Source organism: Arthrobacter sp. THG-b23 (assembly GCF_059091265.1).
Map to the genome: position 1 here is coordinate 171,237 of NZ_JBNHGM010000004.1, position 13,302 is coordinate 184,538.

Here is a 13,302-nt window from a genome sequence, read left to right on the forward strand (position 1 = left end):
TCCGTGATTCCGGCTGCGGGCGTCGACTGCGCGCGCCCGAGCCGCCGGACTCAGCTGATGGGCCTTACTTGGTGACGATGGCCAGCACGTCGCGGGCGGAGAGCACCAGGTACTCTTCCCCGCCGACCTTGACCTCGGTTCCGCCGTACTTCGAGTAGATGACGACGTCACCCTCGGCTACGTCAACGGGAACCCGGTTGCCATTGTCATCGACGCGGCCGGGGCCGATCGCGACAACTTTGCCTTCCTGCGGCTTTTCCTTGGCGGTGTCCGGAATGACCAGGCCGGAGGCCGTGGTCTGCTCTGCTTCGAGCGGCTGGACAACAATACGATCCTCAAGAGGCTTAATGGAGACCGACACTCGGCTCTCTCCTTTTCATGCGCTACGAATAGGTTGGCCAAGGAGATGTCTGCCGTCGTCGCGGTGCCGGCAGGCGGTTCCTTGTATTAGCACCCACACGGGGCGAGTGCTAACTGCGACTCTATGAGAAGGATTAGCACTCGGTCAAGGCGAGTGCCAACGGGCGGGTCGGCCCGACTTCCGCGGCCACCACCCGTGTGACGCAAATCGACGACGCCCACCGCCGGCCAAGTTGCGTAAGGCTAACCTAACCCGGTAGCTTTCAAGCTGCGCGCAAATAGCAAACGTTTATGTTGCCTAATGCCGGTCCCCGCCCGGGCCGGCGTTGACGAACGATGGAGAGTCAGTGAAAAAGCCCCTGAAGTCCGGCCTGGTGGCCTTGACCGCAGCCGTTTCCATGCTCGCGCTGAGCGCCTGCGGCCAGCAGACCGATGCCGCAGCAGGCACCGGCGCCGAGACGATCAGCGTAGAGCACGCCGCCGGCACCACCGACGTGCCGGTGAACCCGGAGACCGTCTACACCTTCGATCTCGGGGTGCTGGACAGCCTCACCGCCCTGGGCGTCGAGGTCGACGGCGTCCCGGAGGCAGCGGTGTTCCCCGAGTCACTGGCACAGTACGCCGGGGACGACTACACCAAGATCGGCTCCATGAAGGAACCCGACTTCGAGGCGATCAGCCAAGGCGCACCCGATTTGATCATCATCTCGGGCCGCACCGCCGAGGCCTACGGGGAGCTGAGCAAAATCGCCCCGACCATCGACCTGAGCGTTGATACCGCCGCTCCGATCGAGAGCTTCAAGGAAGTCTCCGCGACCCTCGGCGAGATCTTCGGCAAGGAAGCCGAAGTCGAAGAAAAGCTGGCAGCCATCGACACCCGGATCGAGGACACCAAGGCCGCCGCCGCCGACGCCGGCACCGGCCTGGTGCTGATGACGAGTGGCGGCGAGATGACGGCCTACGGGGCAGGGTCCCGGTTCGGCATCGTGCACGATGTCCTGGGCGTGCAGACCGCCGCGGACGTAAAGTCCGAGGGCCCGCACGGCGAGGCCATCTCGCACGAATTCGTCGCCGAGGCCAACCCGGACCACCTGTTCGTGATCGACCGCGACGCGGCCGTCGGCGAATCCGGGGAGGCCGCTGCGGCCGTCCTGGACAACGAACTGGTCAACGGCACGAGCGCCGCCAAGAACGACAGCATCACCTACCTGGATTCAGCATCCTGGTACCTGGTGGGCTACGGCCTGAATAATACGGACGCCATGATCAGTGCCGTCCAGGCAGCCATCACGAAGTAGCACCCGTACGGCCGCCGGCGACCCGCCGGCGGCCTGCGCGGTGGCCCGATCCATGGCTTCCTCCACGATTTCCAGTCCGGCCCCGGCGGCAGCAGCCGCGGCCGGACGCTCCCGCGCCCGCGGATCCGGTTCCCAGCTCGCCTGGGCGGGCACCGCCGTCGTTATCCTGGCAATTGCCAGCATGTTTGTGGGCGTCAGCGATGTGTCCCTGCCCGCCTTGCTGGCCGGTGACCAGACGGCCTGGGACATCTTCTGGATCAGCCGGCTGCCGCGCACCCTGTCGGTCATCCTGGCCGGCGCGGCGCTGGGTATTGCCGGGCTGATCATGCAGCTGATGGCGCGGAACAAATTCGTGGAGCCCTCCACCGTGGGCACCGTGGAGTCGGCCTCGCTGGGCATCCTGGTGGTCACGGTGGCGGTCCCCGGCGCCACACTCTTGGCCAAGATGTCCGTGGCGACCGTGTTCGCGGCCGCCGGGACCGGCCTGTTCCTGCTGGTGCTGCGCCGGATCCCGCTGCGCAACACGCTCATTGTGCCGCTGGTGGGCATCATGCTGGGCGGCGTCATCGCCGCGGTGACCACGTTCTTTGCCTACCGCTACGACCTGCTCCAGACGCTGAACAGCTGGATGATCGGCGACTTCTCCGGCGTGCTGCGCGGCCGCTACGAACTCCTCTGGATTGTCGCGGTGCTCGCGGTGATCGGCTACCTGTGCGCGGATCGGTTCACGATGGCCGGCATGGGCCAGGAATTCTCCACCAACCTGGGCCTGAACTACGGCCGGGTCCTGACGCTGGGGCTGGTCATCGTCTCGCTGATCAGCGCCGTGGTGGTGGTCAACATCGGCGCTATTCCGTTCCTGGGACTCGTGGTGCCCAACCTGGTGTCGCTGGCGTTCGGCGACAGCGCCCGCCGTTCAGTTCCCTGGGTGGCAGTCTTCGGCGCCGGCTTCGTGCTGCTGTGCGACATCATCGGCCGCACCATCCGCTACCCCTACGAGATCCCGGTGGGCGTCATCGTCTCCGCGGTGGGCAGCGCCATCTTCCTGTACCTGCTGCTGAGGACCCGCAAGAATGGCTGATTCGGTACTTCCCGCCGCGCTGACGCAGCACAAGCGCCGCACCCTCACCGCGGTCCGGCCGCGAACCTGGATCATCCTGCTGGGCCTCCTGACGGCCGTCCTTGTGGCCATCTTCATGACCATCGACCTGCGCGGCAACCTCGGCTACATCCTGCCCCGGCGGGCCATCAAGATCGGTTCGATGCTGCTGGTGGCGTACGCCGTGGGCGTGTCTACCGTGTTGTTCCAGACGGTGACCGCCAACCGGATCCTGACCCCGTCGATCATGGGCTTCGATGCCCTCTACATGCTGATCCAGACCGGACTGACCTTCGCCATCGGCGGGCAGGCGCTGCTGAGCCTGGGCGCGCCGGTGCGCTTCGTGATCGAAGTGATGCTGATGGTGGGCTTCTCCTTCCTGCTCTACCGCTGGCTGTTCACCGGCGGCGGCAAGAGCCTGCACCTGATGCTGCTGGTGGGCATCGTGTTCGGGACAATGTTCCGCGGCATCTCCTCGCTGCTGCAGCGGCTGATCGACCCGAGCGAATTCATCATCCTGCAGGACCTGTTCTTCGCCAGCTTCAACAACGTGGACGGCGTGCTGCTGGCCGCCTCCGCGGTGGCCGTCGCCGCTGCCACCGTCCCGGTCTGGCGGATGCGCCGGCAACTGGACGTCCTGGCCTTGGGCCGGGACACTGCGCTGAACCTGGGCGTAGACCACCGGCGGGCCGTCACCACCGTGCTGATGCTGTGCGCCATCCTGGTGGCCGTTTCCACCGCGCTGGTGGGCCCAATCACGTTCTTCGGCCTGCTGGTGGCCAGCCTTGCCTACCTGCTGTGCTCGCACTTCCGGCACGTGTACGTGCTGCCCATCGCCGTGCTGTTGGGCGCCATCGCCCTGGTCGGCGGCCAACTGGTGCTCGAGCAGGTGTTCAGCTTCGATACCGCGCTGAGCATCGTCATTGAATTCGCCGGCGGCCTCCTGTTCATCGCCCTGCTGCTGAAAGGCTCCATCAAATGATCCACGTCTCCGGAGTCTCCAAGACCTACGGCACGCAGACCGTGGTGGACGACGTCAGCTGCTACATCAAGGACGGCGGCATCACCTCGATCATCGGCCCGAACGGAGCCGGCAAGTCCACGCTGCTGTCCATGGTCTCCCGGCTGCTGCCCATGGACGCCGGGGCGGTGACCATCGACGGGCTCGACGTCGGCAGCACCCCGGGCAAGGAACTGGCCCGCAAGATGGCCATCCTGCGCCAGGACAACCAGCTGACCGTCCGTCTGACCGTGCGGGACCTGGTGGGCTTCGGCCGTTTCCCGCACAACAACGGTCGGCCGGGCCCCGCCGACCTCGCCCAGATCGAGCAGGCGCTGGAGTACCTGGACCTGACGTCGATGGCGGACAAGTTTGTGGACGAACTCTCCGGCGGCCAGCGGCAGCGTGCCTTCATCGCCATGGTGCTGGCGCAGGACACCGACTATCTGCTGCTGGATGAGCCGCTGAACAACCTGGACATGAAGCACTCGGTGGAAATGATGCGGCTGCTGCGCCGGCTGACCGATGAGCTGGGCAAGACCGTGGTGCTGGTCATCCACGACATCAACTTCGCCTCCTGCTACTCGGACTCGATCATCGCCATGCGCTCCGGCCGCCTGGTGCACCAGGGCCCGCCGGCCCAAATCATGCAGCCGGACGTACTGCGCGACGTCTACGACATCGACATCCGCATCGAGGAAATCGAAGGCAACCGGATCGGCGTCTACTTCGCCTGACGCAGGCTGGCGGGCTGCCAGCCGGCAAGGCTGCCCCGCGGACCGGCAAGGCGTCAGACCACGGAGAAATCGCCCGGCAGCATGGTCCGCCCGGTCAGGGCCAGCAGCACCAGCGCGCCGTCGCCGCGTTCCGAGGCGATCTCCATCGCCAGGCGCCCGGCTTCCAGCTCCACGCCGCGCGGCAGCTCGGCCACCAAGCCGCACGCCCGGGACAGGTCAAGAGTGTGCACGGCCAGTTCGAAGATCCGGGTGGGCAGATAGTCGCTGAAGCGCATCCCGCCGGCGGCGGTCTCGATGACCCGGTCTTCGGTCAACGGCAGCGTGTTCTCCAGCTGGGCCAGCAGCCGGTCCACCATGTCCACCGGGTCCGGCCCCAGCTCCCTGCCGGCGGCAATGGCCCGCTCGGTGACACCGGGATCATTTGCCAGTCCGGTGGCCAGATAATAATCGGCGGCGGATTCCACCTGGACTATCGCTGCGGGGCGCCCCAAGTACGTCAGCACCGTGGATAGCGCGCGGCTGGTATGTCCGGCGAGCGTCCGGACGCTCCAGTCGTCCAATCCGGGGGCATTCCACGCGGTCGGCGGCACGTTTGCCAGGACCTCGCGGAAATACCGGCCCGCGGACAGGAACGTTGCCGCCGATTGGATCATGCGCCCATGCTACGGCCGGCGGGCGGCAACGACCAGCGGCCCCCATGCATCGCGGCCGGTTCGGCCGGGAGCCACCGTGGCGTAACGTTCAGGCGAGGCGCCGGATCTCCGGCTGCCATCCCGGAACCGGTGCACCGACGCCCGCGGCGACGTCGTTCCAGAGGGCCTGCCAGCCCTGGTGGGCACGGTTGCCGGCCTCGATCAGCTTGCCAAGTTCCGCTTCAATCTCGGCTTGGCAAGCGTCGGTATCAATGTCGTACCCGTCAATGGATGTGGACATCATGCACGCCTCCTCACAGTAAGCTTCCTTACCGACTCTACGGAGTCCCAGCATATCCGGCCATGGGGAGAACTACCCATCGCCGCTTTTGGAGGCGAAAATGGGCCGGTCGGCTGGCCTGATTCTGCTGCACTAGGCTTGAAACCATGGCACCCGAGACCCACGCCGAGAGCATTGCACCGATCCTCACTCCGGAAGGCTGGGAGCTGCTGAATTCGCTCGGCCCGTATTCCGAGGCAGAGAGCCTGCACACCGGCACGGAGCTGCGCAAGGCCGGTCACTCCCCCGAACTGGTCTCCGCTGCCATGACACAGTCCCGGCTGCGGGCGAAGGCCGAGGCGAAGTTCGGTCCGTTCGCGGAGAAAATGCTTTTCACCCCGGCCGGACTGGAACAGGCCACCCGGCTGAACATCGCCGCCATGCACGCGCAGCGGTTCCAGGCCGCCGGAGTGGAGCACGTCGCGGACCTGGGCTGTGGAATCGGCGCAGACGCCATGGCGCTGGCCAGCCTGGACCGCAGGGTCACCGCCGTGGAACGGGATGAGACCACCGCCGCCGTGGCCACGATCAACCTGATGCCGTGGCCAACCGCCACCGTGGTCAACGCCGATGCGGAAGGACTGGACCTGACCGGGATCGACGGCGTGTGGCTGGATCCGGCGCGGCGGACGACGACGGCCTCGGGCACCACCCGCATCTTCGACCCGGAGGCGTTTTCTCCGCCGCTGTCCTTCGTGGAGGGGCTGGCCGACGGGGGCATGCCGGTGGGGGTCAAGATGGGTCCCGGGATTCCCCATGAGGCGCTGCCGGAGAATTGCGAGGCCCAATGGGTATCCGTCGACGGCGACGTGGTCGAGGCTGCGCTGTGGTTCAACCGGCTGGCCCGGCCGGGCATCCGGCGCGCGGCCCTGGTCACCGGTGCCGGCGGCACCGCCGAGCTGACCAGCGCCGTCAGCTACGACCCCGCCAACCAGGACGTGGCGATCGGGCCGGCGGCGGGCTACCTTTATGAGCCCGACGGCGCGGTGATCCGCGCGGGGCTGGTGGCCGACCTCGCCCGCGGCCTGGGCGGGCACTTGCTGGATGAGCACATCGCGTACATCTGCGCCCCGCACCTGCAGCAATCGCCGTTCGCCCGGGCGTACCGGGTGCTGGAGGTCAAGCCGTACAACGTCAAGAAGCTCAAGGCCTGGGTGAAGGCGAGCCGGATCGGCACGCTGGAGATCAAGAAGCGCGGCACATCGGTTGCACCGGACGAGCTGCGCAAGACCCTGTTGACCGGTTCCGGCAAGGGGCCGAACAAGGCCACCCTGGTGTTGACGAGGGTCGGTGAGGACCGGATCGCCATCGTCGTCGAACCCGTTCCCGCCGCCGGCACCCGCAGCCGCGAGCGCAGCGCCAGGCCCTGAAGCACTAGAATCAAGCTGTGTCTTGGCCCCGCTGGCGCCAGACGTGTACCTCCGGCGGCAGCCGGTCCCGCCAGAGACGGAGCAACGTTTGTACATCGATTTCGCACGGTCCGCCCAATCCTCCCTCGGGGTTGAGTGGGAGTTGGCGCTGGTGGATGCCCAGACCGGCGAACTGGTCTCGGTGGCCGAGCAGGTGCTGGACGCCGTCCGCGCCGGCCATCCCGAGCTGGGGGACGATGACGAGCACCCGCACGTGAAGCAGGAGCTGCTGCTGAACACCGTGGAGCTGGTCACCGGCATCTGCAACACCGTCAGCGAGGCCAAGGCGGACCTGAGCAGCGCCCTGGCGGCCGTCCGCGACGTCACCGACCCGATGGGCGTGGAGCTCTTTTGCGCCGGCAGCCATCCGTTTGCCGCACCGCGGTTGCAGCCGGTCACCGACAAGGAACGCTACGCAAAGCTGATCGACCGCACCCAATGGTGGGGACACCAGATGGTGATTTACGGCGTGCACGTGCACGTGGGCCTGGACCACCGGGACAAGGCCCTGCCCGTGTTGGACGGGCTGGTCAACTATTTCCCGCACTTCCAGGCGCTCTCCGCCTCCTCCCCCTTCTGGGCGGGAGAGGACACTGGCTACGCCTCGCAGCGCGCGCTGATGTTCCAGCAGCTGCCCACCGCCGGGCTGCCGTTCCAATTCCCCAGCTGGGCGGTGTACGAGGATTACGTCGAGGACATGTTCACCACCGGGGTGATCGACACGATCAGCGAGATCCGCTGGGACATCCGGCCGGTTCCCGCGCTGGGCACCATCGAGATGCGGGTGTGCGACGGGCTGTCCACCTTGCAGGACGTCGGGGCCGTCGCCGCGCTGACGCAGTGCCTGGTGGACGAGTTCTCCACCGCCCTGGACAACGGCTGGGCCATCCCCACCATGCCGCCGTGGCACGTGCAGGAGAACAAATGGCGTGCCGCCCGCTACGGCATGGACGCCATCATCATCCTCAACGCCGCCGGCAAGGAAATGCCGGTCACGGAGCACCTGCGCGAACACGTGCTGAACCGGCTGGAGCCGGTTGCCAGGAAGCTCGGCTGCAGCGAGGAGCTGGCGGACGTGGAGAAGATCCTCGAAGCCGGCGCCGGCTACCAGCGCCAGCGCAGGGTCGCCGCTGAGCACAACGGCGACCTGCGCGCCGTCGTCCTCGACGTGGTCGGCCAGCTTCGCGGGAGCAGCTGACCCGCCGGCCGCGGCCTCCGCGCCGGGCCCGGCTCCGCGCGCCGGCTCCGGCTCCGGCAGGATCCCGGCTGCCGCCGCGCCCCGGTTTCCGTCAAGGCGGCCCGCTGGAATTCGCTCCCGTTTCCGGCTGAATCCGGTCCCGTTTCGTGCTGAACAGGGGTAGGCTCTGCCCCAAGGAAAACCGGAGCCGGATGCGGGAAAGGGCTGGCCATGGCCGGGGAAAAGCACCCAGACGACGAGGCGCTGTACCAGGCGGATGCCGCGGCCTCGGACCAGGAATCCGACGGCCCGCCCCATGCCGGTTCCGCCGGTCTGGACGCTGCCATAGAACCGGACGTCGACCGTCGGTCCGAGGAGCAGCGGGAAGACGAGGACAAGAAACCGGCGTCCCCCAGGGATCCCGGCAACGGCACCTAGGACCAGCCGCACCCGTCCCGGGCAGCGCGGCCTCCCGGGCGGCTCCGGGGCCTTGACCGTTGCGGCCGGGCGTGTGAGGCTTGCGGGCACTCGACTATTCGCTTCCTCAAGGAGGCACTGCGCTGATGAGAGCCATGGTGTACCGCGGGCCCTACAAGACCCGGGTAGAAGAAAAAGACATCCCCGCGATCGAACACCCCAATGATGCCATTGTGCGGGTGACACTGGCCGCGATCTGCGGCTCGGACCTGCACCTCTACCACGGCATGATGCCCGACACCCGGGTCGGGATGACGTTCGGGCACGAGTTCATCGGCGTGGTCCACGAAGTGGGGCCGTCGGTGCGGAACCTCGCCCCGGGCGACCGGGTCATGGTGCCGTTCAACGTCTACTGCGGGTCCTGTTACTTCTGCGCGCGGGGCCTGTATTCCAACTGCCACAACGTGAATCCGAACGCCACGGCCGTGGGCGCCATCTACGGCTACTCCCACACCTGCGGAGGCTACGACGGCGGCCAAGCCGAATATGTCCGGGTGCCCTTTGCCGACGTCGGGCCCGCCCTGATTCCGGACTGGATGGAGGACGAGGACGCCGTGATGCTCACCGACGCGCTGCCCACCGGGTACTTCGGGGCGCAGCTGGGCGACATCGTCGAAGGCGACACCGTGGTGGTCTTCGGAGCCGGGCCCGTGGGGTTGTTTGCCGCAAAGTCCTCCTGGCTCATGGGAGCGGGGCGCGTGATCGTCATCGACCACCTGGAATACCGGCTGGAGATGGCCCGCACCTTCGCGCATGCGGAGACCTACAACTTCGCCGAGCATGACGACATCGTGGTGCACCTGAAGAAGGTGACCGATGACCTCGGGGCGGACGCGGCAATTGACGCCGTGGGAGCCGAGGCGGACGGCAACCTGACCCAGCACCTCACCTCGGCCAAGTTCAAGCTGCAGGGCGGCTCGCCGGTCGCCCTGAACTGGGCCATCGATTCGGTCCGCAAGGGCGGGACCATTTCCGTGATGGGCGCCTATGGACCGATGTTCAGCGCCGTGAAGTTCGGCGACGCCCTGAACAAAGGCTTGACGCTGCGCATGAACCAGTGTCCGGTCAAGCGCCAATGGCCGCGGTTGTTTGAGCACGTCCGAAACGGCTACCTGAAACCCAACGACATCGTCACCCACCGCATACCGCTGGAGCATATCTCCGACGGGTATCACATTTTCTCGTCGAAACTCGATGGCTGCATTAAACCGCTCATCGTGCCGAATGCCGGCTAGGAGACACCGCGATGCCGTACACAGCCGAAAAACCGGAGCGCAGGTATTCCAGCGAAGAACTCCGCGACCGGATCCCGGGCTGGGGTGCCGACCTGGATCCGGAGGACCGTCCGGCCGTGCCGAAGGAACGCTTCGATCCCGGCGCCACCGGCGCACACTGGGATTTCCCCGAGCGCCAGGAGGAGAAATGGCCGCGCGAGCGATCCCTTGAACACCGCATGCTGACGCCCGTCTTCGGCACGTCGACGCCGCCCAAGGGACTCTCGGGCGCGATGCGCCGGTACTCCTACCGCAAGTTCAGCGAGGCGCGGGCGGCGCACTGGCTGATCCTGCTGGCCGCCGACCGGGTCGATGCCTGGGAAAGCCACCTGCGCTCCTTCGCGACCCTGCGTCCGGACAATCCCGTCACCGAATCCGGTGTGCGCAGCGAGTTCAGCCATCACGGATTGGCCTCCCGAACCGGGACGAAGCGTGCCGACCTGAGCCACCAATGGCTCGACCCGGTCATCGTGGCCGGCCCCTGGCTGGCGGCAGGCGGCCTGGCCGCGCTGGCGGTCAAGGGCCTGGCCCGGCGCCTGCGCGCCTGAACGGGAAGATCCCCAGCGTTTACTCGAGGAGCTGCAGCAACTCCTGGTTGTCGGCAAACACCTCCGCGGCGTTCTCCTTGGTCACCGGCTCGGCTTCGGTCAGGTAGGCCGCTACGGTGGTTTGCGCGTTGCCGTAAGAGTCTTCGTCGTCGGCCTTGGGTGCATCGTCCTGCGCGAACCCTTTGACGAGCGTCAAGGCCTCGCCCACCATGGCCGCCGGGTCGGCGTAGGTGGTGGCGTACTGCTTGTCGGCCATGATTGATTCCACGGCTTCCGGGGCGGATCCGCTGCCGATGACGACGGCGGAATCCTGCCCGCCGTCTTCGGCGGCCTGGATGAGCACCTGGGCGGTGGCGTCATCGGCCGCCAGGATGCCGTGCAAATCGTCGGAGGCGTAGTCCTCCTGCAACATGGCGGCCAGCCGTTCTCCCGCGGCATCCGGGTTTTCGCCCGCGGTTGCCTCGAAATCCGACTGCCCGGACGCCACGGCCACGGTGCCGTCGTCGATCTTGGATTGCAGCACGCTCATCGCACCGTCGAACGCCAGGCGCGCCCCGCCGTCGTCCGGGTGGCCGCTGAACAGTTCGACGTTGTAGGGTCCCTCGCCCTGCCGTTCGGCCAGCCCGTCGAGCAGTGCCTGCGCCTGGATCTCCCCGTTTTGGAAGGCATCCACGCCCACCAGGTAGCCGACAACGCCGGTGTCCGTGACCATGGTGGCAAAGGCGATGACCGGGATTTGCGCCTCTTGCGCCGCGGCCAACTGCTCCCCCAGGCCTGCAGGGTCCGCCGCGTCCACGATCAGCACTTCCGGTTCACCCTCGAGCATGGAACTGATCTGTTGCTGCTGTTCGGCGGCAGTTGCCGCGACCTGGACGTTCGGTTCGAAGTTTGAGCCCTCGATCTGTTCGGTGAACAGCGCTTCGGCGTACGCGGTGTCGGCGGAGAGGGACACGCCGATCAACGAACCGGTCTCGAAGCCTCCGGCACCCCCCGCTTCCGGCCCCCCACCCGTCTCTTCACCGGTGCGGGTACAGGACGTCAGCAGGAGTGCCGCCGTGACGGCCACCGCCGCCGGCAGTTTCAGTCGTCCAGCCAAAGATCCCATGTCGTGTACCTCCGTCGTTTCCGCCGTCCGACCGGATGGAAGAGTTGCTGGGGAAGGAGCCGGCGTGCCCCGCCATGGTTTCAGCCTAGGTCGCCGCCGCGGATTGTGATAGACGGTGCCGGCCCGGGGTCCCGGGCGCGGGCGGGATCGCCCTAGAGGTGCACGCTGGTGACCGGCATCGACGAATCCGGGGCGAATTCGAGGCCGGAGGGCCTGCCGCCGGCCATGACCACCTGGGCGCCGAGCGCCGCTACCATCGCCCCGTTGTCCGTGCACAGGGACACCGGCGGCACCCGCAGGGAGATGCCGTGCTGCGCGCAGCGTTCCTCGGTCAACGCCCGCAGCCGCGAGTTCGCCGCAACGCCGCCGCCGAGCAGCAGGTTGGTGATGCCGTTTTCGGTGCAGGCCAGCATCGCCTTGGCGGTGATGACGTCCGCCACCGCTTCCTGGAAGGACGCGGCGATGTCGGCCACCGGCAGCGGCTCCCCCGCGGCTTCGAACTGCTCCACGCACCGGGCCACAGCCGTCTTCAGGCCGGAGAAGGACCAGTCGTAGCGGTGCGCTCCGGGGGCCTGCGCCGAGCCCATGTATTTGGGCTGGCTCAGTCCGCGGGGGAACCGGATGCGCTTCGGGTCGCCCTCCCGCGCCAGTTTGTCGATCGCCGGGCCGCCCGGATAGCCCAGGCCCAGGATGCGGGCCACCTTGTCGTAGGCTTCGCCCGCCGCGTCGTCGATGGTGGAGCCGAGCGGTTCCACATCGTCGGTGAGGGAGCGCACGCGCAAAATCTCCGTGTGTCCGCCGGAGACCAGCAGCGCGCCCAGGTTCTCCGGCAGCGCTCCCCCGTCCAGCACGCCCACGCCCACATGGGCGACCAGGTGGTTGATGGCGTACAGCGGCTTGCCGGTGGCCAGCGCAAGGGCCTTGGCCGCGCACACGCCGACCATCAGGGCGCCGGACAGTCCGGGGCCGGAGGTCACGGCGAGCGCGTCCACCTCCCCGAGGGTGACACCGGCCGTGTCCAGCGCCTGTTCCAGCGTCGGGATGAAGGCATCGAGGTGGGCGCGCGAGGCGATTTCCGGGATCACTCCGCCGAAGCGCACGTGTTCCTCCATCGAGGAGGACACGGTGTTGGCCAGGAGCCTATCCCCGCGGACGATGCCCACGCCGGTTTCGTCGCAGGAGGACTCGATGCCCACCACCAGCGGTTCGGTGCGGTTCATCGGGTGTCCTCCGTCGTCTCGGGTTCCTGGTTTGTCCTGCCGGTTGTGGCGCCGCCGTCGGTGCCGGCGCGGCCGGTCCTGGCGCCGCCGTCGGTGCCCGTGCGGGCATCCGGGGCATTGGTGCCGGGGCCGGCCTTCGGGGCATTGGTGCCGGGAGCACCCGCCCAGTCCTTGAGGCGCAGCCGCATGATCAGGGCGTCAACGCCGCCCCGGTAGTAGCGCGGCCGCACATGGATCTGCTCGAAGCCGAACCAGCGGTACAGCCGCTGCGCCCGGGGGTTGTCCGCGCGGACTTCGAGCAGGACGTCGTCGGCCCGCTGTCGCCGGGCCTGGTCGATCAGCAGGGTCAGCAGCGTGGTGCCTATGCCTTGCCCCTCGCGCTCGGGGACCACCGCAATGGTCTGCACGTCGGCGATGGGCCGCACACACATCAGCCCGGCATAGCCGATCACGGCGCCGAGCGCGTCCTCGGCCACGTAGTAGCTGCGGGTGTCCTGCGCCAGTTCCTCATAGAACATTTCCGTCGGCCACGCATCGTCCGGGAACAGCTTCCGTTCCAGCGCATCCACGACCGGCACGTCGGCCTCGGTCATCGGCCGGATGCCGCCCGCCGGCCGTGGCGTGCG

At 67.6% G+C, this 13,302-nt stretch carries 14 protein-coding genes and 1 pseudogene; 9 read left to right on the top strand and 6 right to left on the bottom strand.

Annotation, left to right across the window (positions count from 1 at the left end; translation table 11 throughout):
* Window positions 1–64 precede the first annotated feature (64 nt).
* Window positions 65–361 (bottom strand): co-chaperone GroES, encoded by a 297-nt coding sequence (gene groES, locus AC5RVD_RS09725; RefSeq protein ID WP_127511177.1) that lies wholly within the window; start codon window positions 359–361, stop codon window positions 65–67.
* Window positions 362–707: 346 nt separating this feature from the next.
* Here groES and AC5RVD_RS09730 point away from each other — a divergent pair, with 346 nt between their 5' ends.
* From AC5RVD_RS09730 to AC5RVD_RS09745, 4 genes are read left to right on the top strand one after another with little or no spacing between them, the layout of a single operon-like run.
* Window positions 708–1,658, top strand: coding sequence for a siderophore ABC transporter substrate-binding protein (locus tag AC5RVD_RS09730; protein WP_494126817.1), 951 nt, complete (start codon window positions 708–710; stop codon window positions 1,656–1,658).
* 52 nt (window positions 1,659–1,710) lie between these two features.
* Window positions 1,711–2,739 (top strand): ABC transporter permease, encoded by a 1,029-nt coding sequence (locus AC5RVD_RS09735; protein ID WP_494113646.1) that lies wholly within the window; start codon window positions 1,711–1,713, stop codon window positions 2,737–2,739.
* Window positions 2,732–3,739 carry an iron chelate uptake ABC transporter family permease subunit gene (locus AC5RVD_RS09740; protein WP_494126818.1) on the top strand — a complete coding sequence of 336 codons (1,008 nt, stop codon included), beginning with the start codon at window positions 2,732–2,734 and terminating at the stop codon, window positions 3,737–3,739. Before AC5RVD_RS09735 ends, AC5RVD_RS09740 begins: the two co-directional genes overlap by 8 nt.
* Window positions 3,736–4,494: an iron ABC transporter ATP-binding protein gene (locus AC5RVD_RS09745; RefSeq protein ID WP_494113648.1), complete on the top strand. Its 759-nt coding sequence runs from the start codon at window positions 3,736–3,738 to the stop codon at window positions 4,492–4,494. The genes AC5RVD_RS09740 and AC5RVD_RS09745 overlap by 4 nt, the downstream gene beginning before the upstream one ends.
* Before the next feature lie 53 nt (window positions 4,495–4,547).
* Here AC5RVD_RS09745 and AC5RVD_RS09750 read toward each other — a convergent pair whose 3' ends face one another.
* Both AC5RVD_RS09750 and AC5RVD_RS09755 read right to left on the bottom strand, forming a co-directional pair.
* A complete protein-coding gene (locus tag AC5RVD_RS09750; protein ID WP_494113649.1) occupies window positions 4,548–5,147 on the bottom strand; it encodes a maleylpyruvate isomerase N-terminal domain-containing protein in 600 nt (199 codons plus the stop codon).
* Window positions 5,148–5,235: 88 nt separating this feature from the next.
* Window positions 5,236–5,427, bottom strand: coding sequence for a hypothetical protein (locus tag AC5RVD_RS09755; RefSeq protein WP_494126819.1), 192 nt, complete (start codon window positions 5,425–5,427; stop codon window positions 5,236–5,238).
* Window positions 5,428–5,573: 146 nt separating this feature from the next.
* On the opposite strand from AC5RVD_RS09755, the gene AC5RVD_RS09760 reads away from it, so the two are divergent.
* From AC5RVD_RS09760 to AC5RVD_RS09780, 5 genes are all read left to right on the top strand, one after another.
* Complete coding sequence (locus tag AC5RVD_RS09760) at window positions 5,574–6,836, top strand: THUMP-like domain-containing protein (protein WP_494113651.1); 1,263 nt, start codon at window positions 5,574–5,576, stop codon at window positions 6,834–6,836.
* A gap of 88 nt (window positions 6,837–6,924) precedes the next feature.
* Window positions 6,925–8,073, top strand: coding sequence for a glutamate--cysteine ligase (locus AC5RVD_RS09765; RefSeq protein WP_494113652.1), 1,149 nt, complete (start codon window positions 6,925–6,927; stop codon window positions 8,071–8,073).
* Window positions 8,074–8,283: 210 nt separating this feature from the next.
* Window positions 8,284–8,490 (top strand): hypothetical protein, encoded by a 207-nt coding sequence (locus AC5RVD_RS09770; protein ID WP_494113846.1) that lies wholly within the window; start codon window positions 8,284–8,286, stop codon window positions 8,488–8,490.
* Window positions 8,491–8,615: 125 nt separating this feature from the next.
* A complete protein-coding gene (locus AC5RVD_RS09775; RefSeq protein WP_494126820.1) occupies window positions 8,616–9,764 on the top strand; it encodes a zinc-dependent alcohol dehydrogenase in 1,149 nt (382 codons plus the stop codon).
* Window positions 9,765–9,775: 11 nt separating this feature from the next.
* Window positions 9,776–10,351, top strand: coding sequence for a hypothetical protein (locus AC5RVD_RS09780; protein WP_494121887.1), 576 nt, complete (start codon window positions 9,776–9,778; stop codon window positions 10,349–10,351).
* 19 nt (window positions 10,352–10,370) lie between these two features.
* Here the strand turns inward: AC5RVD_RS09780 and AC5RVD_RS09785 are convergent, their stop codons facing one another.
* From AC5RVD_RS09785 to rimI, 3 genes and pseudogenes are all read right to left on the bottom strand, one after another.
* A complete protein-coding gene (locus AC5RVD_RS09785) occupies window positions 10,371–11,456 on the bottom strand; it encodes a substrate-binding domain-containing protein (RefSeq protein ID WP_494121888.1) in 1,086 nt (361 codons plus the stop codon).
* A gap of 152 nt (window positions 11,457–11,608) precedes the next feature.
* Window positions 11,609–12,676, bottom strand: coding sequence for a tRNA (adenosine(37)-N6)-threonylcarbamoyltransferase complex transferase subunit TsaD (tsaD, locus tag AC5RVD_RS09790; RefSeq protein WP_494126821.1), 1,068 nt, complete (start codon window positions 12,674–12,676; stop codon window positions 11,609–11,611).
* Window positions 12,677–12,816: 140 nt separating this feature from the next.
* Window positions 12,817–13,269, bottom strand: a pseudogene (gene rimI, locus AC5RVD_RS09795) (ribosomal protein S18-alanine N-acetyltransferase); the annotation flags it as partial.
* Window positions 13,270–13,302: the final 33 nt, after the last annotated feature.